The sequence below is a fragment of the Pseudomonas sp. Sample_10 genome, assembly GCF_004321495.1.
Classification (GTDB): domain Bacteria; phylum Pseudomonadota; class Gammaproteobacteria; order Pseudomonadales; family Pseudomonadaceae; genus Aquipseudomonas.
This window is the reverse complement of the sequence record NZ_RCOE01000120.1, coordinates 34927-58780: the sequence shown is the minus strand read 5'-3', so window position 1 is coordinate 58780 and position 23854 is coordinate 34927. Positions and strand designations below refer to the sequence as shown.

Sequence of the window (23854 nt, the reverse complement as noted above, 5' to 3'; positions counted from 1 at the left end):
CATCACTCACACCCACCGGTTCAAATCGACCGGACCAGGTCACCCGCGCGCCCTGCCCTTGCGCTTCAACCTTGATCGTCGCCAGATAGTCAGTGGCCGGAAACGGTGCCTGCAAAATCGAGTAGCTGTAAGTCCTGGCGGCGTTGTCGAACGCTTGCAGGCGCTCGACCACTACTGCGCCGTCCGCCGTTTGCAGGCTGCGCACGCGCCCGCCTTCGCTCAGCTCGCTCTGGGGAATGAACGGTAGCCAGTCCGGCAGCGAGTTGAAACCACCGATCAATTGCCAGACCTGATCGGCCGAGGCCGGGATGTCGATGAATGCTGATGCAGTTGCCATGTAAAGCTCTCTCTCAATGAATAAAGTCAGATAGCCATGCTGTCGACGACACCGCCGTCGACTCGCAGGGCCGCGCCGGTGGTGGCCGAGGATAACGGCGAAGCGATGTACGCCACCAGATTGGCGACTTCCTCGACATGCGCCACGCGCTGGATGATCGAGGTTGGCCGCGCGGTGCGCACGAAGGCGTCGGCTTCCTCCTGCAAGCTGCGACCGGATTGGGCCATGGCATCCTTGAGCATCGTTTCCACGCCGTCGGTCAACGTCGGGCCCGGCAGAATCGCATTCACCGTCACCCCAGTGCCCGCCAGCCGTTTGGCCAGCCCGTGGGAGACCGCCAGGTTGGCGCTTTTGGTCACGCCATAGTTGAGCATGTCAGCCGGAATCGCGATCCCGGATTCCGAAGACAGGAAAATCACCCGCCCCCAGCCTTGCTTGACCATGTCCGGCACGTAATGCCGTGAAAGGCGCACACCGGAGATCACGTTGATCTCATAGAAACGCGTCCACTCGCTGTCGGGGGTGTCAAAGAAATCCACCGCGTTGAAGATCCCGAGGTTGTTCACCAAAATGTCGGCCCGCGGTTCGGCGGCAAACAGTTTCTCGGCGCCTTCGGCGGTGCCCAGGTCTGCGGTCAGCCCGCGTAACTGTGCATTCGGCACGCTCTGGCGAATGCTTGTCAAAGCCTGCTCGACCTTGGCCGACTCGCGGCCGATCACCACCACGGTGGCGCCGGATTCGGCCAGCGCCCGGCTGATGCCCAGGCCGATGCCCGCGGTGCTGCCGCTGACAATCGCCAGTTTTCCACTCAAATCGATTTTCATTTTCAGGCTCCAATGATTGGCAACGGGGCGCGCTCGGACACCAGTTTTGCGTCGCGCATCGCTTGCCAGAAGGCTGCAGGAATCACCGCCGACAACGCGGCCACATCTTCGGCGATCCGCTCTGGCCGGCTGGCACCCGGAATCACCGCCGCCACAGCCGGGTTGGCCAACGAGAACTGCAACGCCGCCGCTTTGATGTCGACACCATGGGCCGCGGCAATACGCTTGATCTGCTCGACCTTGCTGACGATGGCCGGGCTGGCCTTCTGATACTCGAAGTGCGCGCCACCGGCGAGGATGCCCGAACTGTAAGGGCCGCCGACCACGATTTCGACGTTCTGTGCCAGGGCGGCGTCCATCAAGCGTTGCAATGCGCGGTCATGGTCGAGAAGAGTGTAGCGACCCGCCAGCAGAAAACCGTCCGGCTGCGCTTCGCTCAGATCAAGGGTCAATTCGCAGGGTTCGACCTTGTTCACACCCAGGCCCCAACCTTTGATTACGCCTTCTTCGCGCAAGCGGGTCAGCACTTTGAAAGCACCGGTGCGGGCCTGGTTGAAGTATTCCAACCATTGATCGCCGTAGAAATCCTGAGCGATGTCATGCACCCAGACGATGTCCAGGCGATCGGTTTGCAGGCGCTTGAGGCTATCTTCAATGGAGCGCAGGGTCGCGTCGGCGCTGTAGTCGTTGACGATCTTGTTCGGGCGACCGTGCTCGAACACCCCGCTCTTCTCGCCCAGATCGCGGGCCGCAGCGTCTTCGACTTCATCGAGAATCACTCGGCCGACCTTGCTGCTGAGCACATAGTCGTCGCGGTTGTAGTGCGACAGTGCGGCGCCGAGGCGGATTTCCGACAGGCCCGAGCCGTAGAACGGCGCGGTGTCGAAGTAACGCACGCCGGCATCCCAGGCGGCGTGGACGGTGGCTTGCGCTTCTTCTTCAGCAATGGCGCGGAACATGTTGCCCAGTGGTGCAGTACCGAAGCCCAGCGCGCCGGGCAGTTTATCTTTCAAGCTCATGATTCAATCCTCATCGTTTCAGTGGCCAGTGCTTGACCGTTGAGCAGATCCTAGATTGCGGCGTTCGGACCGTCCAAGACATAATGTGCAGCACTTGAGTCCCCAGAGGTCTGACATGATCGACATCCGCCAATTGCGCTACTTCGTCGCCGTCGCCGAAGAAGAACACGTTGGTCGCGCCGCCGAGCGCCTGCATATTTCCCAGTCGCCCCTCAGCCGGCAGATCGCCCAGCTCGAAGAGCGCCTGGGCCTGACCTTGTTCGAGCGTAGCCAGCAACGCATCCGCCTGACCCGCGACGGCCAGACGTTCCTCGCCGAAACCCGCGCCCTGCTGACCCACGCCAATCGCTTGGAATCCCTGGGCAAGCGCCTGGGGCGCGGCGAAGAAGGCGGCTTGTGCATCGGCTACATCGAAAACGCCATGCACGCCGGTGTGCTGCCCAATGCCCTGCGCGTGCTGCGGGTCGACCGGCCGAACGTACATGTCGCGCTGTACAACCTGAGTTCCGCCGAACAACTCGAAGGCCTGCGTCAGCGTAGTCTGGATATCGCCCTGGTCAGCGAACCGCCGACCGATGACGACCCGGACTTGCTGGGTTTTCAGGTTCTGGACGATCCGATGCTGCTGGCCTTGCCCGAAGATCATCCGCTGGCGCAGCAATCGACACTGACGGCCGCCGACCTCGCCGATAAGGAATGGATCGGCGTTCAACATCGACAGAATGCCAATGGCCACGACGACTTCGTCAGCGCCTGCATCCGCGCCGGTTTCACCCCGGACATTCGCATGCAAGCGACCGAGCCGTTCACCGCATTGGGTTTGGTGGCCTCGGGGCTGGGCATCGCGATGATTCAGAAAGGCTTGAGCCGCAACGCACCGCCGGGCGTGGTGCTGCGGGATGTGCCGTGGATCGCCTACACCACACCGCTGTGGGCCGCATGGCACCGGATCAATTTGCGGCCGTTGGTGGAGACATTCAGGAAAGTCCTGACACACCCGGCCGACTGATCACACACCCGTCCTGTAGGAGCACAGCTTGCTGGCGATGGCGATTTCAAAGGCGCCATCGCCAGCAAGCTGTGCTCCTACAATTGATTGATGTCGTGTTGAAGATCCGTGTGGGAGCGAGCCTGCTCGCGATAACGGTGCCTGTTCAGGCACATGTTTAATGGTTGTCAGCGAAACTTGATGAAAGCTACAACACCTTGCGTCATTGCCTACGGGTACGCCAGAATCCGCCGGCTTGTGCGCCTTGGGGCAGGACTCTATCGTTTGCCGGTCGCTGAAAAAAACAGCGATCGGGTTTGGTAGCCCGGTATATCCAGTCGCACTGCGCCATCATTTGCAGGGTATTTCTCCGCACTGCATTTTTATGGCGGCCATGCGCAGGGCGTCTTCGGACGCGCCGGGTTCCTGGGTGTTACCGGTCTACCAATCTGCGTATGGCTGCCACCCATCGTTTGGTAGCGAAGGGTGATGGCTCCTAATCTACAACCCAGGAGTTCCATCATGATCAAACCAACCCCCAACCCGCCAGAATCAGACCCGGCCTCGCCCTACGAAAGCCCTGATTCCAAGCAATTCCACGAAGCGGCCGCCAACATCATGGCCACGCCCCGCACACCCACCACGATGTTCACCATCAACCCCGACATCGACACCGAAACCCTGCTGGCCCACGCCTGCGAATCACTGGCCTCGGCCAGCGTCATGACCAACGATCTGGCTGGTTTTCTGGAAGGCTCGCATCGCAACACGCTGCTGGGCATTGCTCAGGTCATCATGCTGGGCGAGTTGGCGGTGAATCGGGCACTGGATCGACTCGATCCGCCTGAGTAAACGATGAGCCGGCAGGAGCGAGCCTGCTCGCGATGCGGTCAACACATTGAGCATTCCTGTGACTGACACACCGCTATCGCGAGCAGGCTCACTCCTACAGGTGATGGGTGTCGTACGTAACACTTGTGTTTGCTCCTACAATTCCTCGGTAGTCCTCCCCACATCCCTACAGTTTTACCTATCAGTTCTGATAGTTCCCAATGGTCGCAATACCACCAATACTGAATGCCAGCAATGCAGGCCTTCGGAGTTCCTCACATGGCGTTGCCCCACGAAACCGTACTCTGCCAGTATCGCTACGATGCCCTCGACCGCTTAGTCGGCCAAACTCCCGCGGCCACACCAGAGCACCAGCGTTTCTACAACCAAAGCCGCCTTGCAACCGAAATTCAAGGAGCGATGCGCCATTCCATCTTCCAACAGGGCGACCTGCTGCTGGCGCAACAGCGAAATAGCGTCGGTGTAATCGACACCTCGTTATTGGCAACCGACCAGCAGCGGTCAGTACTGCACACCTGCAAAGTCAATCAACAACGAAATCCCATTGCTTATTCGCCTTATGGGCACCGTCCTGCTGAAAATGGATTGCTGAGTTTGTTGGGTTTCAACGGTGAGCGGCGTAACCCAGTGACCGGGCATTATCTTTTGGGTAATGGGTATCGGGCATTCAATCCGGTGCTGATGCGGTTTAACAGTCCGGACAGTTTGAGTCCGTTTCGGGAAGGTGGAGTGAATCCATACGCATATTGCCAAGGCGCTCCTGTGAACCAGACAGATCCGACAGGACATGCCACTTCACTTGGATGGGGGTGGGTACGCAATAGCATCGTCAGGCGAGTGCCCCGCCCAACTCCCTGGCCCGGATTTGATCCAACGATGTTGCCGGATGCACCTCCCCCGCGATTGAATCGTGCCGTGGCGGCAGTAGAGCCCATACTAGCTGTTCCCCCAGTTTCAGAAGTTGCATCTCTCAACGTGACGAATACCCTTCAACTGCACACAGTCGATAATGGACGTGAGTTTATAGGGGCTCTCGAATCCGCTTCCCGATCGCCGGATAGGCGTGCTCAACTGAATCCAGCGATGAGAGTTGCACTTGGCAATATGGGCGAGTCGTCGTTAACCGCGGTCCGTCTTCCAACGCCGACTGAAGAAGCCGCTCGAACAATAGCGTTAAGTGGCAACTCCAATCGACATACCCCTGCCTTCGAAACGCATAGGCGCACCCATCAGCAAATGGAGGGAAGAGCGCTACGGGAAAACCGTCCAGATAGAATTCTTCGCGAGATTCGTGACATTCCTTGATCTTGGGAATGGTCACTGACTCAAGACTCCTCGAAAGTCCGCTGTGGATCGCATTGAATGAACCTGCTCCGGCTGGACCGGTGAAACGCCCAGCATATTGAGTATCCCCGGTGCCTGGCTCACCGCCATTGCGAGCAGGCTCACTCCTACAGGTGATGGGTGTCGTATGCAAGACTTGTGTTTGCTCCCACATATTCTTCGGCAGTTCTTCCCACATCCCTACAATTTCACCTATCAGTTCTGATAGTTCCCAATAGTTGCGATACCAGCAATACTGAATGCCAGCACTGCAGGCCTTCGGAGTTCCTCACATGACGTTACCCCACGAAACCGTACTCTGCCAGTATCGCTACGATGCCCTCGATCGCTTAGTCGGCCAAATTCCCGCGACTACACCAGAGCACCAGCGTTTCTACAACCAAAGCCGCCTTGCAACCGAAATTCAAGGAACGATGCGCCATTCCATCTTCCAACAGGGCGACCTGCTGCTGGCACAACAGCGAAGTAGCGACGTCGCAATCGACACCTCGTTATTGGCGACCGACCAGCAACGGTCAGTACTGCACACCTGCAAAGACAATCAACAGCGCAAAGCCATGGCGTATTCCCCTTATGGATACCGTGCTATTGAAAATGGACTATTGAGTTTACTGGGATTCAATGGCGAACGGCAGGATCCGGTGACCGGGCACTATTTGTTGGGGAATGGGTATCGAACTTTTAATCCAGCACTAATGCGCTTTAATAGCCCGGATAGTTTCAGCCCGTTTGGCAAGGGTGGCTTAAACGCCTATGGATATTGTCTTGGAGACCCAATCAACGGCCATGACCCGTCGGGACATATACCTAAGTTTCCAAAAATACTGTCCCGGAAATTTAACACTCCAGATTATTTGGATGAAGCGGATAAAATAATCAAAAAAAATGACAACCTTAATCACGAGTTAATGAATAAAACTTTCCTCAGGGACTACCGAACCGCTCTAAACACCCCACCCCTTCCACGCTATGAAATTAAAAAACCTTCGGACATAGCTGCTAATTTAACCATAGATCAACTTGATTCTCTTCCGCCCTACTTGCAAGGAGTTGTATATAGTAAAAAAGCCCGAGAGCTACTTCCTCTATACGAGTATCTTTCATCAGCCCCCCAATACTCGAACACGATCACACTCAGTCACAGAAGCTTTGGTATTGTAAACAAAGCAATAAAAGAAAAAACCCAGCTTCCTGAAGAAATTCGTGGAATCAACTTCATGAATATCGATGCTTACCTAAAAAAATTACAATCAATCAAAAACCCTAAACACTATAGAAATATCGCCAAAGCAGAAGCCCTAAAAGAGAAATACAACAAATCTGTTAACTTAAGAAAATGAAAAAGCCTTAACGACAAATCAAACTCAGGAACATTTCGCACCATCTCATTTTCAGGATAGTGACAGACTGAATAATAGTTCAGGCAGTAGCAGCTGGAGCGCAGCAAGATCCGAAGTTTCAGCGCTCCTGATTCACCCGCACATCGCTAGCGCTTTGCTGCTTTACTAAAAGGATCCGAAACCTCTGAGCCTGCTCTAATGAACCGCAACGACCTGCGCCGCGTGGACATGAATCTGCTAGTGATCTTCGAAACGCTGATGTTCGAGAAGAACCTGACCCGGGCCGGGGAGAAGCTGTTTCTCGGCCAACCTGCTGTCAGTGCGGCGCTGGCGCGGTTGCGGGATTTGTTTGATGACCCGTTGCTGGTGCGCAACGGGCGGATCCTCGAGGCGACGCCACGGGCGTTGGCGATTCTCAAGGAGTTGCAGCCGGCGATGGATACCATTTCCGGCGCGGTGAGCCGGGCCAAGGATTTTGATCCGTCCATCAGCCGCGATGTGTTTCGCATCGGCCTGTCCGATGATGCCGAATTTGGCCTGTTTCCGCCGCTGCTCAAGCAGATCCGCGAGGAAGCGCAGAACGTTGTGGTGGTGGTGCGGCGGGTCAATTATCTGTTGATGTCGTCGATGCTGGCCAGCGGTGAAATCTCCGTGGGCATCAGTTACACCACCGAGTTGCCGGCCAATGCCAAACGCAAGAAATTGCGCGACCTGAGCGTCAAGGTTTTGCGTGGTGACAATCGACCCGGCCCGCTGACACTGGATGAATTCTGCGAGCGTCCCCATGCGCTGGTGTCGTTTTCCGGGGACTTGAGCGGTGCCATCGACAATGACCTGGCGCGTATCGGCCGTTCGCGTCGAGTGGTATTGGCGGTGCCGCAGTTTTCCGGCCTGCGGGCCTTGCTGGCAGGCACCGACATGCTGGCTTCGGTGCCCGATTATGCGGCGGCGGCGCTGATTGAAGGCAGCGACCAGTTGCGGGCCGATGACCCGCCGTTCGATATCAACTTGTCGGAACTGTCGATGGTCTGGAACGGCGTCAGCGATAACGATCCGGCAGAACGTTGGTTGCGCTCGCGTATTGCGCAACACATGTCGGCTCCACCGTCGACGCATTGAGCGAATTGAAGTTCGGGTCAGTCTCGCGCAGGTAAATCGGCAGGTCGGTCATCGGCGGCATGGCGGGAATTTCAAAGTACATCTGGATCACCCAGCCCCGATGATAGCTGGCGTGGTTGACCACGTGCATGAGCATCGCGCCGGCACTCATCGTGCCGCTTTCACCGGAAAGAAAGGTGAACCGCATGGGTTTGTCCAGCGAGGCATCGGACTGTCGGGCGCTCCAGTCGCAGTACCAGTGATCAACGTTTTGTTGTGCCAGACGCAGGTCGGGCAATGCCGGATAGACCAGATCATGGGACGTCTTGAAGCTGTGCCCTCGGCCTTCCAGATGAGCCTGCCAAAGACAATCCACCACATAAATGTGGTTGAGCGTGCCAATCATGTTCTTGAAGATTCCGGCGCGTTCCTTTTCGACTTCGCCCGGGGGCAGTTGCGCCAGATTGTCGAACAGTCGTTGGTTGGCCCATTGTTTGTAATCGGCAAGCATGCGGGCAGTGCGTACATTGATCATCGAAATTCTCCGATGGCGAATAGCGCATCTCCAAAGGATAGCGCTAACCACGCGCAATGATGCAGGCGCTGATCATCGGTACGGCCGTTATCGCGTCAGCGCATCCAGCACCCGCTCGGCCAGTGCCAGGCAACTGGTGAGGCCCGGTGATTCAATGCCGAACAGATTGACCAGACCGGCCACCCCATGCTCGACCGGACCGCTGATGCGAAAGTCGGCGGCCGGCTCGCCCGGGCCACTGATTTTCGGGCGAATGCCGCTGTAGGCCGGTTGCAGGCTGTTATCCGGCAAGCCCGGCCAATAACGCCGAATTGCCGCATAAAAACCGTCGGCCCGTGCGGGGTCGACACGGTAATCCTGCGCATCGACCCATTCCACATCCGGCCCGAATCGCGCCTGGCCGCCCAGGTCGAGGGTCATGTGCACCCCCAACCCGGCGCTCTCCGGTGCCGGATACACCAGATGCCGAAATGGTGCGCGGCCGCTGAAGCTGAAATAGCTGCCCTTGCACAACCGGGCTGTCGGAACGTGCTGCGCAGGCAGGCCGGCAATACGGCTCGCCACTTCAGGCGCAGACAAACCGGCGCAATTGATCAACTCGCGGCAGCTCAGGGTCATCGGCTCGCTACCACCGACGTGCAGTTCAAACCCCTGGTCGATAAAGCGTGCCGACAGCAGCGGCGAGTGCAAGGCCAGCGACCCGCCGCAGGCTTCGAGATCGCCCTGCAATGCCAGCATCAACCCATGGGAATCGATAATCCCGGTGGACGGCGACCACAGCGCGGCGACGCAGGACAGAGCTGGCTCAAGCTGCTGCGCCTGAGCGGCGTCCAGCCATTGCAGATCATCAACACCGTTGCGCAGCCCCTGCTCCAGTAACCCCTGCAAGGCCGAACGCTGCGCGTCATCGGTGGCGACGATCAGTTTGCCGAGGCGCTGATGGCTGATGCCGCGTTCATCGCAATAGGCGTAGAGGCGATGCTTGCCCTCCACGCACAACTGCGCCTTGAGGCTGCCGCTGGGGTAGTAGATGCCGGCGTGGATCACTTCGGAGTTGCGCGAACTGATGCCCGTACCGATGCCCTCGCCAGCCTCGAGCACGATCACCTCGCGCCCGCTCAAAGCCAGTGCCCTGGCCACTGCCAGCCCGACCACCCCGGCCCCGACCACCACACAATCGATATCGACGCTGCCCTGCCCTGCGCTCATGTCAAACCAACCCTCGCTCGCGGTAATCGATCAGGCTGGAGAATATCGCCAGGAGCATGGCCATGACCACGAAGAAGATCAGCACCAGGAAATACGAGCCGGTGAACTGCACGATCAAGCCGATCAAGATCGGCACGATCACCCCGGCCATGTTGCCGCAGAAATTCATGGTGCCGGCCAGCACACCGGTTTTCGACGTGCCGCCGAGGATCGACGGAATGCACCAGTACATGCCGCACCAGCGAATGAAAAACATCGCCACACAGAGCAGGCCAATGGCTTGAGTCGCGTCAGCGGTGTAAGCGGTGCCGAGCATGCACAGGGCTGCGACCAGCGCCGAGCCGCTGAACATGCTGCGCATCACCAGGTTCGGCGACGCGCCGCTGGATTTCCATTTATCCCCCAGGTAACCGCCAACCAGTTCGCCGACAAAACCGCACATGAAGATCAGGAAGGTCGCGCCGCCCATGCCGGAAATGTTCAGGCCGTGGGTCTGGTGCAGATAGCTCGGCATCCAGGTCAGCAGACCATAGAACACGCTGAGAATGCAGCAGTAACCGGCGAACATCGCCAGCACCGAGCGGTCCTTGAGCAGTTCCTTGAAGCCGATGCTGGTGACCGCGCCGGGCTGGCTGACCGTGGCGTTGCCCTCGGTGATGTGCTTGAGCTCGGCGGCGTTGACACCGGGGTGTTCGCTGGGATGGTTGCGGATGTACTTCCAGGCCAGCACACCGGCGAGCATGGTGCCGACGCCGGCAATCACGAAGGCGATGCGCCAGGAATCGAACCAGCCGATCAGCCCGGCAATGATGATTGCGCCGAAAGCACTGCCCAAAGGCGCGCCGCCGTCGACCAGCACTGCGCCGCGCCCGCGTTCGTTGGGGGTCAGCCAGGCGCCGTTGAGCTTGGCCCCGGCGGGCATGATTGGCGACTCGGCGACACCGAGACCCATGCGGGTGATCATCAGGGTGATCCAGTTGTGCGCACCGGCCGCCAGGGCCTGGAATGCGCCCCAGGCAACGGTCGCGACGACGATCACACGACGGGTGTGAAAGCGGTCGAGCAGCATGCCGCCGGGAATTTGCATCAACGCGTAGGACCAGAAAAACGCACTGAGCATCAGGCCTTCAAGGGCCGGCGGGATCTGGAATTCACTGGAAATCAGCGGCAAGGCCACCGACAGCGAGGCACGGTCGATGTAGTTGATGGCGGTCAACAACAACATGATGAGGAAGATTCGCCAACGGACGTTTGTGGCGCGTTCGGTTGCGTTCGCGGCTGGCAACGCCAGGCTTTCGGCACTTGGATTGTTCATGTGGGGGCTCTTATTGTTGTGGAAACAAGCGGCCTGATGCCTGCCAGTCAACCCTCCCTGTAGGAGCGAGCCTGCTCGCGATGGCGCAGTACGAGCCAACATCAATGTTGATTGCACTTGCGCTATCGCGAGCAGGCTCACTCCTGCAGGTATTGCGTTTTGACTGACGGTTTCAGGCAAGCGGCCCCACTCTAATCACGCCCCCGCGTGCTGAATAATGATGGGATCTGATTGGGGGATCACCGAATGTCATCCCCCAGCAGCGATCAGAAAGTCCCCGGATAGCTGCCGCCGTCCAGTAACAGGTTCTGCCCGGTCAGAAAACCGGATTGCGCACCGCAAATGAATGCGCAATACGCGCCGAATTCATCAGGTTGGCCGAAGCGCTGGGCGGGAACGTTTTTGCGCCGTTGCTCGGCAATGCTTTCGACACTGGTGCCGTTGGCCTCGGCGGCGGCATTGAGGGTCTTGTGCAAGCGCTCGGTCTCGAATGGCCCGGGCAGCAGATTGTTGACGGTGACGTTGTTGCCCGCCAATCGCGCCTGACGCGCCAGCCCGGCGATAAAACCGGTGAGGCCGCTACGGGCACCGTTGGACAGCCCCAGCACATCAATCGGCGCCTTCACCGCGCCGGAGGTGATGTTGACGATGCGCCCGAAACCGCGCTCGGCCATGCCATCGACGCAGGCCTTGATCAGCTCGATGGGCGTGAGCATGTTGGCATCCAGCGCCTTGAGCCAGTCTTCGCGCTGCCAGTCGCGGAAGTCACCGGGCGGTGGGCCACCGGCGTTGTTGACCAGAATATCCACCTGCGGACAGGCCGCCAGCACTTGCGCCCGCACGCCCGGCTGGCTGATGTCCCCGGCCACGGTGCGGACTTCGATGGCCGGTGCCAATTGGCGCAAGTGCACGGCCGCCGCCTGCAAGGTTTCATCTCCCCGGGCGTTGATCACCAGGTTCACGCCTTCCTTTGCCAAGGCCCGTGCACCTGCCAGACCCAAGCCTTTGCTGGCGGCGCAGACAATCGCCCAGCGCCCCGAAATACCCAAATCCATGTCGATGCTCCTCGCGATTCAAAAGCCCTAAGTTACCACCGCCCAGCGGCTATCCGGGGGATGACAAAGGGTGATCGCAGTATCAAGCCTTTTCATTATCGGCTGCCCACGCGGCTGATTACTGTTGCGCAACCAACAAGAAACCGGAGACACCCATGAACCCGTTCCAGTTTTACTTCCCCACGACCTTGAAAAGCGGCAACGGCCTGGTGCGTCAGGCCGGTGCGCTGCTCAAACCCCATGTCCGAGAGAAACTGCTGGTGGTCACCGACAACGGACTGATGGCGTCGGGCGTGCTGGATGCGTTTTTTGCTTCGCTGACGGACAGTGAAATCGCCTATGAAGTGTTTGCCGGCGTCGAACCCAACCCCACTACCGATGTGCTCGAGCGCGCCGTAGGGTTCCTGAAGAACCACGAGTGCGATGCGGTGATCGGCGTGGGTGGCGGCAGCAGCATTGACACCGCCAAGGGTGTCGCGGCCATGGCCACCAACCCCGGCAACATCCTCGACTACGAGGGCTACGACAAACTGCTGCACCCGCCGCTGCCGATTTTCGCCATCCCCACCACCTCAGGCACCGGTAGCGAATGCACGGCATCGACGGTGTTCACCAACACCCGGACCCTGTTCAAAACGGTGATCATCAGCCCCGCACTGTTCCCGAAACTGGCGATTCTCGATGCCGAACTGACCCTCAAGCTGCCGCCGTCGATCACCGCCGCCACCGGCATGGACGCCCTGACCCACGCCATCGAATCCTACGTGTCGAAGCAGGCCAACCCGATCAGCCAGGCTTTGGCGCTGCAAGCGATCAAGATGATCTGCACGTATCTGCCGAAAGCGTTTTTCACAGGCTCCGACCTGCACGCCCGGGAGCAGATGTTGCTCGGTTCTTTTCTCGCCGGCGTGGCGTTCGCCCAATCGAAACTCGGCAACGTGCATGCGATCTCCCACACCTTCGGCGGCGTGTTCAACATTCCCCATGGCATCGCCAACGCCACGCTGTTGCCCTATGTCATCGAATACAACCTGCCAGCCTGCCCTGAATTGTTCCGCGAAATCGCCCTGGCCATGGGCGAAAACGTCGACGGCCTGAGCCCTGCCCGCGCCGGGCACAAAGTCGTGGAACACGTGATGGCACTGAACAAGGCCATCGGCATTCCCGACAACATCAAGGACCTGGGCGTGGACCTGGACTACATGCCGCAAATGGTCAGCGATTCGATGCGCAGCGGCAACGTGCTGGTCAATCCACGTTTGACGACCGCTGCCGACGTCGAGCGAATCATCAGCAATGCCTTCCACGGCCTTCATACCTGAGAGACGAACAGCATGTTTTATGAAATGCGCACCTACACGATCCAAATCGGAAAAATGCAGACCTACCTCAAACACTTCGAGGACAACGGCCTGCCGGTGATCTCCCGCTACACCACGCTGGTGGGCTGGTGGTACACCGAAATCGGCGAGCTGAACCAGGTGATCCACATCTGGGCCTACGAGAGCCTGGATGAGCGCATCAAGAAACGCGCCGCGCTGTACCAGGACCCGGACTGGCTCGAAGGTTTCGTGCCGATCGCCTTCCCGATGCTGGAAAAGATGGAATCGAAACTGCTGATGCCAGCGCAGTTCTCACCGATCAAATAATCCCTGTTCGAGCCCGACAGACAATCAAACAACCTGTGGGAGCTGGCTTGCCAGCGATGAGGGAGTATCAGTCGACATCGTTGTTGTCTGACACACCGCTATCGCTGGCAAGCCAGCTCCCACAGGGGACTTTGGTGGACTGTTGAACTGCCCAAACCCAAGGACAACCCCATGTGCGACCACAACACCAACAACACCGCCGCCGACCGTTCTCCCGACATTAAAGCCCTGCTCGAAGGCCTGCCGACCAACTGGGGCAAGTGGGGCCCGGACGATGAAGTCGGCGCCCTGAACTACCTGCAAAGCGCCGAGATCCTCCGTGGCATCGCCACTGTGCGCCAAGGCAAGACCTTCACCCTGCAAGTGCAAATCGGTCACCCCAAAGGTGAGCCGCTGTGGCCCGGACGTCGTCCATCGATGCGGGTCAACGTGCTCGACAAGGGGCACTTTCTCGCGGGTAAAACTCACTTCGACGGTCACGTCGAATATGCCGACGACGTGATCTTCATGCACCTGCAAGGCTCGACCCAATACGACGCGCTGGGCCATGTCTGGCATGACAACAAACTGTGGAACGGCTACGACGCCATGAGCACCATCGGCGGCATGGACAAGGCCAGCATCCTGCCGATTGCCGAGCGCGGCATCGTCGGCCGTGCGGTGTTGATCGACATGGCCCGCCATCGCGGCAAAGCGGTGCTGGACAAGGGTGAAACCTTCAATCACCACGACCTGCTGGCCGCCGCGAAAGCTCAGGGCATCGAGATCCACAAGCGCGACATCCTGATCATCCGTACTGGCTGGATCGGATCGTTTTACGCGCGCGAGCCGCAAGAGTTTTACAAGGATTTCGCCGAGCCGGGCCTGACCTTCAGCCGCGAGCTGGTGGAATGGTTTCACCAGATGGAAATCCCCAACCTGGTCACCGATACCATGGCCAACGAAGTGGCGGTCGAACCGACTTCAGGTGTGTTGATTCCGCTGCACAACGCCTTGATGCGCAACCTAGGCGTGACCTTTACCGAAGTGGCGATGCTCGATGCGCTGGCCGACGATTGCGCGGCAGACGGCCAGTGGCAGTTTCTCTACACCGCTGCACCGTTGAAAATCGTCGGTGGCACCGGGGCGCCGGTGAACCCGATCGTGATCAAGTAACCAGATCCTGCTTGAGTTCATTGATCAGCAGGGTCGCCGCCGGAGACAAATCGGCGCCGGCCCGGCTGATCACCCCATAGGGTTCGATCAGGGCGCGCAACGATACCGGCAGTTTCACCAGCAACTCGAACTGTTCGCAGAACTCGGCCACTTCCACCGGGATCACCGCGAGCAAGGTTGGATCTTGTTGCACCAGCAAAATGGTGGCGAAGGTGGACGAAGTCTCCAGTGGGTAACGGGGAATTTCCAGCCCCGCCTCATTGAGTTCACGCTCCAGGGCCTGGCGCATCGGCATGTCCTTGGGGTAGACCACCCAGCGGTAATCGCTGAGCTGCGATAATTGCAGGGATTGGGCACTGGCCAATGGATGACGCTGGCTGGCAACCACTGCCAGGGGCTCTTCGCTGAGTTCGATGCAGTCGTAAGCGTCCGAGCGCTGGCCGACACTGGTGCGGCAGATCGCCAGGTCCAACCGCCCCTGATCGAGCAATCCGAGCAAGGTCGCACTGGTGTTTTCCACCAGTTCAACGGACAACTCCGGTTGTTTGAGGCGCAGCTCGGTCAAGGCTCGGGTCAGCAATGGCACCGCGCCCATGATCACCCCGACCGAGAGTCGCCCGCCCTGCCCCTGCATGATGCTGAGCATTTCCTCCCGCAAGTGTTCGACATCGCTGTAGATCAGCCGCGCATAACGAATCATGCAGCGCCCCATTTCATTGGCCACAAGACCTTTGGGCTGACGCTCGAACAACGGCATTCCAAGCAACGATTCGACCTCATGCAAGGCCTTGGTGGCGCCGGACTGGGAAATGGAGATCTGCTCGGCGGCCTTGTGCAGGGAGCCGCGATCATCCAGCGCGATCAGCAACCGCAGTTGTTTCAGACGCAGACGTGAAGCGATGCTGCCAAGGGAGGGAACCATGTCGGTAGGTGCTCGTTTCAAGGGCCGGATCCGTGAAGTGCCGCGCCGGCGAATACCGGCGCGGGCCGGTATTCAAATCAGCGAAGCCCTGCTCCACTGGCCATTGACCAGTCGATTGAGGCCCAACGGGTTATGGTTTTGCAACGCCTCGGGCAGGTACTCATCAGGATAGTTCTGGTAGCAGACCGGGCGCAGGAAGCGATCGATGGCCAGGCTGCCGACGGAGGTTCCGCGTGCATCGGAAGTCGCCGGGTACGGTCCGCCATGGACCATCGCATCGCTGACTTCGACGCCGGTCGGGTAGCCATTGAGCAGCAAGCGTCCGACCTTGTCTTCGAGCAAGGGCAACAGGTCGCTATAGCGCTCAAGGTCCGCCGGCTCGGCGATCAGGGTGGCGGTCAGCTGACCGTGCAGGCTGTCGAGTACAGCGCGCAGTTGCTGCGAATCGTCCACCTCCACCAGCACCGTCGCCGGGCCGAAGATCTCTTCCTGCAACAACGGATCGCCCTCGAGCAACAGTTGCACATCGGCCTTGAACAACTGCGGTTGCGCCTGGCGGTCGCCTTGCGGTTGACCGGCCAGGTGATCGACCTGGGCATGCCTGTCGAGGTGTTTGAGCCCGGCACTGTAGCTGTTCAGCGCTCCGGCATTGAGCATGGTCTGGGCCGGTTGATCGCCCATGTGCTGGGCAAAGTGTTGCTGAAACTCGCTGAACTGCGCTGAACGCAGGCCAATGATCAGACCGGGGCTGGTGCAGAATTGACCACAGCCCAGATTGACCGAAGCCGTCAGCTCTGCGGCGATTTTGTCGCCCCGAGTGCTCAAGGCGTGCGGCAGCAGGATCACCGGATTGATGCTCGACATCTCGGCGAACACCGGTATCGGCTGCGGCCGCGCGGCCGCCAGATCGGACAACGCCCGGCCACCCTTCAGCGACCCGGTAAACCCCACGGCCTTGATTCCTTCAGCCTTGACCAGCGCCTGTCCGACACCGGCGCCGTAAATCATGTTGAATACCCCCGACGGCATACCCGTGCGCTGCGCCGCGCGAACGATGGCGCTGGCCACGCAATCGGCGGTTGCCATGTGCCCGCTGTGGGCCTTGAACACGACCGGGCACCCGGCGGCCAGCGCCGACGCGGTATCACCACCGGCAGTGGAAAAGGCCAGGGGGAAATTGCTGGCACCGAACACTGCGACGGGGCCGACACCGATGCGGTATTGGCGAATATCCGCTCGCGGCAGAGGTAGCCGTTCAGGCAACGCCTGATCAATCCGCGCACCGAGGAAATCCCCTCGCTTGAGCACTTGTGCAAACAGTCGCAACTGACCGCTGGTGCGGCCGCGCTCACCCCGAATCCGGCCTTCGGGCAGCGCCGTTTCCCGGCAGACCAGTGCAATGAACTCCTCGCCCAGCCCATCGATCTCGTCGGCGATCGCCTCAAGAAAATCCGCACGACGCCCCGGCGGCAATTGACGAAACGGAGCAAAGGCACGGGTCGCGGCAGCAACGGCCAGGGCGACTTCCTGGTCAGAGGCCTGATGAAAAACATAAGGCAATACCTGACCACTGCTGGCGTCGACACTGTGCAGCGTCTCGCGGCCCAGGGCACTGCGTTGCCCGTCAATGAACTGCTGGCCGAGAATATCGGACATCAAAAACTCCCTCGCCTGGTTTCGGCAGGCGACCACTCGAATTGAAGGAATGCGCCGACGGCGCAGTGCCCACTCTAGGGGTCGGGATCAGGGGCGAACAAATGACAACAACGGGCCGGGGGATGAGCATTTGTCATCCCCCGGCCCGTCAGTCGCCTCAGCGAATCGCTACCGGGTTGATGTTGACCTGGGTCGAGCCTTTGTAGAGCGGCTGGCCGAGCACGAACATGAACGTCCAGGCCTTGTCCCGGACCAGCGCACGGCTGTCGATCAGTTCCAGGTTGTAGATGCCATTCTTGGCCAGCATGAACTGGTTGACCGGGAACTCCTGGCCATCAGTGCCGGGGTAGATTTCCGAAGCCCAGGTGTCACCACCGAAAGCGACGATCTGTTTGTCCGCCAGCCATTTCGCCGCGGCCATGCCGATGCCCGGTTCCACTGCGAGGAATTTTTCGTTGTCCTTGCCCAGCAGTTCCAGCCAACCGGTGTTGAACAGCACCACGTCACCCTTCTCGATGCTGATGCCTTGCCGGTGCAGGGCCTTCTGAATATCGGCAACGGTGAATTCGGTTTTTTCCGGCACGATGGCGCGGCCGTAGACTGCGGTCATGTCCAGCACCACACCACGGGTGACAATCGGCGGGACTTTCTCGATACCGAGTTTCTGCACCCCTTCCACGGTCACGAAGTCCGCCGCGCGATTGCCGTTGTAGTAGACGTTGTCGATGCCAATGTGGCCGATGCCGTTGAGCTGGGTGCCGACACCGGTCCAGCCCACCACCAATTCATCGTTGAAGGTGAATTTGTTCGGCCCCATGGTGGTGCCGCCCGCTTCGCCCGGCTGGACATTGGTCAGGTGGAAACTGCGGTGACGGAACGCCGGCAGGTTCTTGTCGATGGGCACGGCCAGCGGATAAGTCTTGCCTGTCTTGATCAACTTGGCAGCGTTGAGCACCGAATCGGCGTCAAGCAGGTTCAGTGCACCGATTTCATCGTTGGCACCAAACTTGGACGGATACCATTTTTCGCCCTCGGCGGCGTGAGCGGCGTTGAGAGTGAACAGGAGGGCAAATGGCAAAGCCAGGCGCTTGAGCATGTTGGAGTCCTTGTCTGTTTTTGATGGACCCCACGGTACTCAGCGGTTTTGTGCAGAAACAGCCAGCCCTCGACAATACATTTGTTCTGGATTTTCACGAGTGCTTGCATCGATATCTGCACAAACAGTCGGCAGTGCTAGAGTGGAACCGGTGGGTCAACTGACATAAAACCCTGAAATCCTGACAGTCGACCAATTGCGATAACGCTTAGAACGTTTGCGAATTATGATTATTCCATCTCGCTGATACAGAAACCTATGAACATCGCAAACCCTCCAGCCGCCCGCGAAATCCAATCCGATTCACCGCGTTTGATCGTCTTCCTCGCCTACCCCGAAATGGGCCTGCTGGACCTGACCGGCGCACAAACCGTATTTTGGGCGGCCTCGCGCTATCTCAACAGCAGCAACTTGCCGGGTTACAAACTGCAAACCGCCAGCCTCACCGGTGGCCTGATCCAGACTGCCGAAGGCCTGGCCGTCGACACTGTGCCATTGAGCGCTTTCACCGAGCACTCGATCGACACGCTGATCGTGCCTGGCGCGCCGGTGATTATCACGGCCATGAACAATTCACTGGAGGTCGTCGAGTGGCTCAAGGTCGCCTCGACCAAAGTCAGGCGCACCGCCTCGGTGTGCAGTGGCACGTTCCTGCTGGCCGAAGCCGGATTGCTCGACGGTCGTCGTGCCGCCACCCATTGGGCGATGTGCGGCATGCTCAAGGAGCGACACCCGTCGATCGAAGTCGACAACGATGCGATCTTTGTCCAGCAGGGTTCAGTCTGGACTTCTGCCGGGGTCAGTGCCGGCATCGACCTGGCCCTGGCGCTGGTCGAAGAAGATTGCGGCCGCGAACTGGCGTTGCTGGTGGCGCGGGAAATGGTGGTGTTCCTCAAGCGCCCTGGTGGTCAGGCCCAGTACAGCCAACTGCTGCAATCGCAAACCAGCGAAGGCGCCGCCTTCGACGACCTGCACCTGTGGATCACGCAAAACCTGGCCGGTGAAAACCTCACCATCGACCGGCTCGCCCAACAAGTGCAGATGAGTCCGCGCAACTTCGCCCGGGTCTACAAACTCAAGACCGGCCGCACCCCGGCCAAAGCCGTGGAAGTGCTGCGGGTCGAAGCCGCCAGGCGCCTGCTGGAAGAATCCGAGCGCAACATCGATCAGATTTCCCGACTGTGCGGCTTTGGTGACGAAGAACGCATGCGCCTGACTTTCCAGCGCAACCTGGGGGTTTCGCCACGGGACTATCGCAACCGGTTTTCCCGTTGAATCAACGGCCAATTGCATCCGCAGGGAACTCCAGAGGGCCGTCGTGCATCCTAAATGGTGTGGTACTTTCTTTATGCTCCACGCTTTCGGAGGACACCGTCATGCGACGTTTGTTGATCATTTCTTCCCTGGTACTTTGTTTGCCCTTCGGTTCAGCCATGGCCAAAGTGGATGCAGGTGATGTTGCCACTTCGGCCGGTGTTTCCGCTTCGCTGTACTCGACGTTCAAGGATGACAAAATGATGATTCCCGCCCGTGACGACGCGTCCAGCTTCGTCGCCAGTGGCGGTGCGATTCGTGGCGTTTATCTGGAGCAGGTGTTGCAGCGGATCCGCCAGGAAAACCCCGGTCTCAATGCCAGCGATGAAGACTTGGCGCGAGCCATTCTTGTCCAGCAAGGCGTTGCTGCCGATCACTGAAGACGACCAACCTCAGCGGTGGGGCTCGTGACACCCGGATTGCGTTTCCAGCCCTGCCTTGCTGTCGGTTGACCGCCACCTGCTCCACTTGAACGGGCAGTGATCAGCGATAGCGCGGCGCCGATTCTGAATTTCCGAACAGCCCGCTCAACACCTGGCGTTGAGTTTCATGACGGTCCCACTGCGCCCCGTCGTGCAGGCCCGGGATGGTCACCACTTCTCCATTCGCCAACCCAACCAGTGCTGCATCAACCATGTCCTCGGCAGACATGACGATTTCCTGCGGCAGGTTTTCCACCGGGTTGCCCGCGTCACTCCAGAACTCGGTTGCAGTGGCGCCCGGCAGCACGGCCTGGATGCGCACGCCTTTGTCGGCCAGTTCCCGATGCATCGACTGGCTCAAACTCAGCACGAACGCCTTGGTCCCGCCGTAAACGCCATTGAGAATTTCCGGGGCGATGGCAACGATCGAAGAAATGTTGATCACGGTGCCGGTGCCGCGCGCGACGAAGCCAGGCACCACGGCATAAGCCAGGCGCATCAACGCGGTGACATTGAGGGAGATCATGTCTTCCATCTCATCCACCGGGCTGGCGAGCAGCGGCATGACCGCGCCGACGCCGGCATTGTTGACCAGCAAGGTGATGCTGGCATCGTTGCGCAGGATGTCTTCTACCCGTCGCACATCGGCCTTGTCCTTGAGGTCGGCGGCGACCACTTCCATGGTGCGACCGGTCTGGTCGCTCAAATGCCGGGCCAGGGCGTTGAGTTTGCCCTGGCTACGGGCCACCAGAATCAAGTCATAACCCTGGCGAGCGAGGCGGTCGGCGTACACAGCGCCAATGCCCGACGATGCACCGGTGATCAATGCAGTACCTTTGGATGAGAGCGCCATAATCGGTTTCCTTCACGGTTGGGCGAGACGTTCGCCGGTTGTGTACCGTTATAAATCCGCTCGCCGGTGTCGCAAATGACGTTTAAAGTACGTTTTTCGGACATCGCCGTTTGAGGGCAGATCAATGATTACCGTGGCGTTTGTGGTTTTCGACGGCTTCCAGTCCATGGCGCTGGCGGCGATGCCGGTGTTCGAATACGCCAACTTCAGCGCCGGCGAAACGCTGTACGACGTGCGTGTGCTGTCCGAAGGGGGTCGCTTGTTGCGGGCCTCCGGCGGCTTGTGTGTCGGCACCGAGGCATTCGATGAGCGTGTGTTCGATACGGTGATCGTGGTCGGAGGCGATGCGATTCTCGAACAGGCGCCCGAAGCGGTGCTCGATTACCTGCGAGCTGGCGTCAAGACCGCGCGACGCACGGCGTCGATCTGTTCCGGGGCTTTCGTCCTGGCCCAGGCCGGTTTGCTGGAGGGAAAGCGGGCAACCACTCATTGGGCCTATGCGCGACAATTGCAAGAGCGTTTTGCGGGGATCAACGTCGAGGCTGACCGGATCTACGTGATCGACGGTTCGATCTGGACTTCAGCCGGCATGACCGCCGGTATCGACCTGGCGCTGGCCATGGTCGAAAAAGATCACGGCGCCGACCTCGCCCGTTCAGTGGCGCAAAAACTGGTGATGTACCACCGTCGCGCGGGTGGCCAGTCGCAACATTCGGCGCTGCTGGAACTGGAGCCGAAATCCGATCGCATTCAGAGCGTTTTGACCTATGCCCGGGAACACCTCGACCAAGTGCTTTCGGTAGAGCAACTGGCGGAGGTGGCACGCCTGAGCCCACGGCAGTTCAGCCGGGCATTTCGCGCGGAAACCGGCCAGTCACCGGCCAAGGCCATCGAAAACCTGCGTCTGGAAACGGCACGGCAGATGCTCGAACGCGGGCGCCTGAGCCTTGACCAGATCGCCCTGGCAACCGGCTTCAGCGACCGCCGCCGCATGCGCGAAGCGTTCTTGCGAACATTCGGGCAGCCGCCGCAGGTGATACGGCGCAGCGCGCGATCCGGGCAATCATGATCCCTGTAGGAGCGAGCCTGCTCGCGATGAGGCACTTCCAGCCAACATCAATATCGATTGGAAGGACGCCATCGCGAGCAGGCTCGCTCCTACATTAGATTGCGCGCAGGCTGAGACCGTCCGCCGCTAATTGAGCCTTGACCGAATCATACCCGGGCAACGTCGCATGATGCGTTTCGATCGGCACGTCATGCGTCGCCGTCACAATCAACAAACCCGCCCCCGCCGCCTGCGCGGCGAGAATCCCCACCGTGGCATCTTCGAACACCAGGCATTGAGTGATGTCCACCCCCAGCCGTGTCGCCGCGAGTCGATAACCGCTCGGGTCGGGTTTGCCGAGGCTGACGTCTTCGGCGGTGATCATCACGTCCGGCTCGGGAATCCCTGCCGCTGCCATTCGCCGCAACGCCAGCGTCCTCGGCGCCGAGGTGACGATGGCCCATTGATGAGCCGGCAGCGATTTGAGGAACGCCGCCGCGCCAGGCACCTCGGCAACCCCTTCGACATCTTCGATTTCCGCCTGGGTAATCCACGCCGCTTCAGCCTCGGCATCCACACCGGGCAATCCCAGACGCGTGATGGTGTCGATGGCTCGGGCACCGTGAATGGTCGGCAGGAAGGTTTCGACATCGACACCATGGCGCAAGGCCCAAGTGGTCCAGACGCGTTCGGCGGCGGCAATCGAGGTGAGGATGGTGCCGTCCATGTCGAACAGGAAGGCACGGTAAGGGACGTTGAAAACAGACGTGGGCACGGGCAAAGGGTCCTTCCTATCTCAGCGGACATTTGCGCCAATTTACACGATCCCCACAGGAACTGGCGCAGGCTGCGATCTTTTGATCCTGAAAAAGCAGAATCAAAAGATCGCAGCCTGCCCCAGCCCCTACAAGGCAGGGCGTGATTTCAAGGCCCCTTGCACACAATCGAGCAGTTGCCCCAACGCCCAGGGTTTCTTGATGAATGTCACCTCATGCCGGACGCCGGAGCTTTCCGGGGTTTCATAGCCGGACATGATCATGATCGGTTTGTCTGGCCAGCGATCGCCAAACTGATTGGCCAGGTCTGCACCATTGAGTTTGCCGGGCATGGTGATGTCCGTGAGCAACAACCTGACCTGCGCGGCATGCTGCTCCAGATACGCCGCAGCCGCATCGGCACTGATCTGCGGTTCCACCACAAAGCCTTCGTCCTGCAGAATTTCGCAGAGAAATTCCAGGATCAACGGGTCGTCCTCAACCACCAGGATCAACCCCTCAGGAAGATATCCGCCCGCTGTCGTTACTCGACTCATGACCTTGCTGCTCCCTGATTGCACCTATGATTTCGCGGGCTTGAATCCGCTACCTACAAGTAGGAGCAGCGGACTCGGCGGAAATTCATTTTTGATACAGTCAGGCGACGAATTCATGCTTCCTGCAGGCGCTGAGCCCGCTCGCGATGGCGCTGTGTCAGCCATTACAGGTTGACTGATACACCGCCACCGCGAGCAAGCTCAGCTCCTACAGGGGCACGGGATTTTTGGGATTACTGTGACATGGCGTCCTTTTTCATGGCGTCTTTGGACATGGCGTCTTTTTTCATGCCGTCCTTGCTCATGGAATCCCTGGACATCGTGTCTTTCTTCATCGCGTCCTTGGACATCGAATCTTTCTTCATCGCGTCTTTGGACATTGCATCCTTGGACATCGAATCCTTGCTCATGCTGTCTTTGCTCATGGTGTCAGCAGCAAAAACACTGGCGGCGCCGACGGCCAGGCACAAAGACAGAACAACGGTGGTCAGCTTTTTCATGATGAAACTCC

At 59.3% G+C, this 23854-nt stretch carries 25 protein-coding genes; 11 read left to right on the top strand and 14 right to left on the bottom strand.

Annotated features, from left to right (window positions below; translation table 11 throughout):
- The 3 genes from D8U18_RS11815 to D8U18_RS11805 all read right to left on the bottom strand — a co-directional run.
- Window positions 1-337: SRPBCC family protein (locus tag D8U18_RS11815; RefSeq protein WP_131107668.1), on the bottom strand; the 337-nt coding region annotated here is incomplete at its 3' end.
- Window positions 338-363: 26 nt separating this feature from the next.
- Window positions 364-1161: an SDR family oxidoreductase gene (locus D8U18_RS11810; RefSeq protein ID WP_131107667.1), complete on the bottom strand. Its 798-nt coding sequence runs from the start codon at window positions 1159-1161 to the stop codon at window positions 364-366.
- Between the two features lie 2 nt (window positions 1162-1163).
- On the bottom strand, window positions 1164-2180 hold the full coding sequence (locus tag D8U18_RS11805) for an aldo/keto reductase (protein ID WP_056856728.1): 1017 nt from the start codon (window positions 2178-2180) through the stop codon (window positions 1164-1166).
- A gap of 115 nt (window positions 2181-2295) precedes the next feature.
- On the opposite strand from D8U18_RS11805, the gene D8U18_RS11800 reads away from it, so the two are divergent.
- The 5 genes from D8U18_RS11800 to D8U18_RS11780 all read left to right on the top strand — a co-directional run bounded on the left by D8U18_RS11800 (window position 2296) and on the right by D8U18_RS11780 (window position 7823).
- Window positions 2296-3189 (top strand): LysR substrate-binding domain-containing protein, encoded by an 894-nt coding sequence (locus D8U18_RS11800; protein WP_056856729.1) that lies wholly within the window; start codon window positions 2296-2298, stop codon window positions 3187-3189.
- A gap of 501 nt (window positions 3190-3690) precedes the next feature.
- The gene (locus D8U18_RS11795) at window positions 3691-4020 is read left to right on the top strand and encodes a DUF6124 family protein (RefSeq protein ID WP_056856730.1); all 330 of its coding nucleotides are present in this window, start codon (window positions 3691-3693) and stop codon (window positions 4018-4020) included.
- 258 nt (window positions 4021-4278) lie between these two features.
- The gene (locus D8U18_RS11790) at window positions 4279-5325 is read left to right on the top strand and encodes an RHS repeat-associated core domain-containing protein (RefSeq protein ID WP_082557684.1); all 1047 of its coding nucleotides are present in this window, start codon (window positions 4279-4281) and stop codon (window positions 5323-5325) included.
- Between the two features lie 311 nt (window positions 5326-5636).
- The gene (locus D8U18_RS11785; RefSeq protein WP_056856731.1) at window positions 5637-6704 is read left to right on the top strand and encodes an RHS repeat-associated core domain-containing protein; all 1068 of its coding nucleotides are present in this window, start codon (window positions 5637-5639) and stop codon (window positions 6702-6704) included.
- Between the two features lie 198 nt (window positions 6705-6902).
- Window positions 6903-7823, top strand: a complete 921-nt coding sequence (locus D8U18_RS11780) for a LysR family transcriptional regulator (RefSeq protein ID WP_056856732.1) — start codon at window positions 6903-6905, stop codon at window positions 7821-7823.
- On the opposite strand, the gene D8U18_RS11775 is transcribed toward D8U18_RS11780, so the two are convergent.
- From D8U18_RS11775 to D8U18_RS11755, 4 genes are all read right to left on the bottom strand, one after another.
- Window positions 7744-8337, bottom strand: coding sequence for a DinB family protein (locus D8U18_RS11775; RefSeq protein ID WP_130904973.1), 594 nt, complete (start codon window positions 8335-8337; stop codon window positions 7744-7746). The two genes, D8U18_RS11780 and D8U18_RS11775, sit on opposite strands and share 80 nt — an antisense overlap.
- Before the next feature lie 87 nt (window positions 8338-8424).
- Window positions 8425-9546, bottom strand: coding sequence for an NAD(P)/FAD-dependent oxidoreductase (locus D8U18_RS11770; protein ID WP_131107666.1), 1122 nt, complete (start codon window positions 9544-9546; stop codon window positions 8425-8427).
- 1 nt (window position 9547) lies between these two features.
- The gene (locus tag D8U18_RS11765; RefSeq protein WP_056856735.1) at window positions 9548-10861 is read right to left on the bottom strand and encodes an MFS transporter; all 1314 of its coding nucleotides are present in this window, start codon (window positions 10859-10861) and stop codon (window positions 9548-9550) included.
- Window positions 10862-11127: 266 nt separating this feature from the next.
- Window positions 11128-11916 (bottom strand): SDR family oxidoreductase, encoded by a 789-nt coding sequence (locus D8U18_RS11755; RefSeq protein WP_131107665.1) that lies wholly within the window; start codon window positions 11914-11916, stop codon window positions 11128-11130.
- A 155-nt stretch (window positions 11917-12071) separates the two neighbouring features.
- Between D8U18_RS11755 and D8U18_RS11750 the strand changes: the two genes are divergently transcribed.
- The 3 genes from D8U18_RS11750 (at window position 12072) to D8U18_RS11740 (ending at window position 14720) form a co-directional block, all read left to right on the top strand.
- A complete protein-coding gene (locus tag D8U18_RS11750; RefSeq protein ID WP_130904977.1) occupies window positions 12072-13238 on the top strand; it encodes an iron-containing alcohol dehydrogenase in 1167 nt (388 codons plus the stop codon).
- 12 nt (window positions 13239-13250) lie between these two features.
- Complete coding sequence (locus tag D8U18_RS11745; protein WP_130904978.1) at window positions 13251-13565, top strand: NIPSNAP family protein; 315 nt, start codon at window positions 13251-13253, stop codon at window positions 13563-13565.
- Window positions 13566-13736: 171 nt separating this feature from the next.
- Window positions 13737-14720, top strand: coding sequence for a cyclase family protein (locus tag D8U18_RS11740; protein WP_131107664.1), 984 nt, complete (start codon window positions 13737-13739; stop codon window positions 14718-14720).
- Here D8U18_RS11740 and D8U18_RS11735 read toward each other — a convergent pair.
- The 3 genes from D8U18_RS11735 to D8U18_RS11725 all read right to left on the bottom strand — a co-directional run bounded on the left by D8U18_RS11735 (window position 14713) and on the right by D8U18_RS11725 (window position 18394).
- Complete coding sequence (locus D8U18_RS11735) at window positions 14713-15642, bottom strand: LysR family transcriptional regulator (protein ID WP_056856740.1); 930 nt, start codon at window positions 15640-15642, stop codon at window positions 14713-14715. The genes D8U18_RS11740 and D8U18_RS11735 overlap by 8 nt on opposite strands.
- A 72-nt stretch (window positions 15643-15714) precedes the next feature.
- Window positions 15715-17298 (bottom strand): aldehyde dehydrogenase (NADP(+)), encoded by a 1584-nt coding sequence (locus tag D8U18_RS11730; RefSeq protein ID WP_131107663.1) that lies wholly within the window; start codon window positions 17296-17298, stop codon window positions 15715-15717.
- A 157-nt stretch (window positions 17299-17455) separates the two neighbouring features.
- Window positions 17456-18394: a cyclase family protein gene (locus tag D8U18_RS11725; RefSeq protein ID WP_130904980.1), complete on the bottom strand. Its 939-nt coding sequence runs from the start codon at window positions 18392-18394 to the stop codon at window positions 17456-17458.
- A 258-nt stretch (window positions 18395-18652) separates the two neighbouring features.
- On the opposite strand from D8U18_RS11725, the gene D8U18_RS11720 reads away from it, so the two are divergent.
- Window positions 18653-19669, top strand: a complete 1017-nt coding sequence (locus D8U18_RS11720; protein ID WP_056856743.1) for a helix-turn-helix domain-containing protein — start codon at window positions 18653-18655, stop codon at window positions 19667-19669.
- Between the two features lie 101 nt (window positions 19670-19770).
- A complete protein-coding gene (locus D8U18_RS11715) occupies window positions 19771-20088 on the top strand; it encodes a DUF2388 domain-containing protein (protein WP_056856744.1) in 318 nt (105 codons plus the stop codon).
- Between the two features lie 103 nt (window positions 20089-20191).
- Here the strand turns inward: D8U18_RS11715 and D8U18_RS11710 are convergent, their stop codons facing one another.
- Window positions 20192-20983: an SDR family oxidoreductase gene (locus D8U18_RS11710; RefSeq protein WP_131107662.1), complete on the bottom strand. Its 792-nt coding sequence runs from the start codon at window positions 20981-20983 to the stop codon at window positions 20192-20194.
- A 124-nt stretch (window positions 20984-21107) separates the two neighbouring features.
- Here D8U18_RS11710 and D8U18_RS11705 point away from each other — a divergent pair, with 124 nt between their 5' ends.
- Entirely contained in the window at window positions 21108-22052 is a 945-nt protein-coding gene (locus D8U18_RS11705; RefSeq protein WP_131107661.1) for a GlxA family transcriptional regulator, read from the top strand.
- A gap of 94 nt (window positions 22053-22146) precedes the next feature.
- Here the strand turns inward: D8U18_RS11705 and D8U18_RS11700 are convergent, their stop codons facing one another.
- From D8U18_RS11700 to D8U18_RS11690, 3 genes are all read right to left on the bottom strand, one after another.
- The gene (locus D8U18_RS11700; protein ID WP_131107660.1) at window positions 22147-22812 is read right to left on the bottom strand and encodes an HAD-IA family hydrolase; all 666 of its coding nucleotides are present in this window, start codon (window positions 22810-22812) and stop codon (window positions 22147-22149) included.
- Window positions 22813-22935: 123 nt separating this feature from the next.
- A complete protein-coding gene (locus D8U18_RS11695) occupies window positions 22936-23343 on the bottom strand; it encodes a response regulator (protein WP_056856748.1) in 408 nt (135 codons plus the stop codon).
- Window positions 23344-23576: 233 nt separating this feature from the next.
- Window positions 23577-23843: a pentapeptide MXKDX repeat protein gene (locus tag D8U18_RS11690; RefSeq protein ID WP_130904991.1), complete on the bottom strand. Its 267-nt coding sequence runs from the start codon at window positions 23841-23843 to the stop codon at window positions 23577-23579.
- Between the last annotated feature and the right edge of the window lie 11 nt (window positions 23844-23854).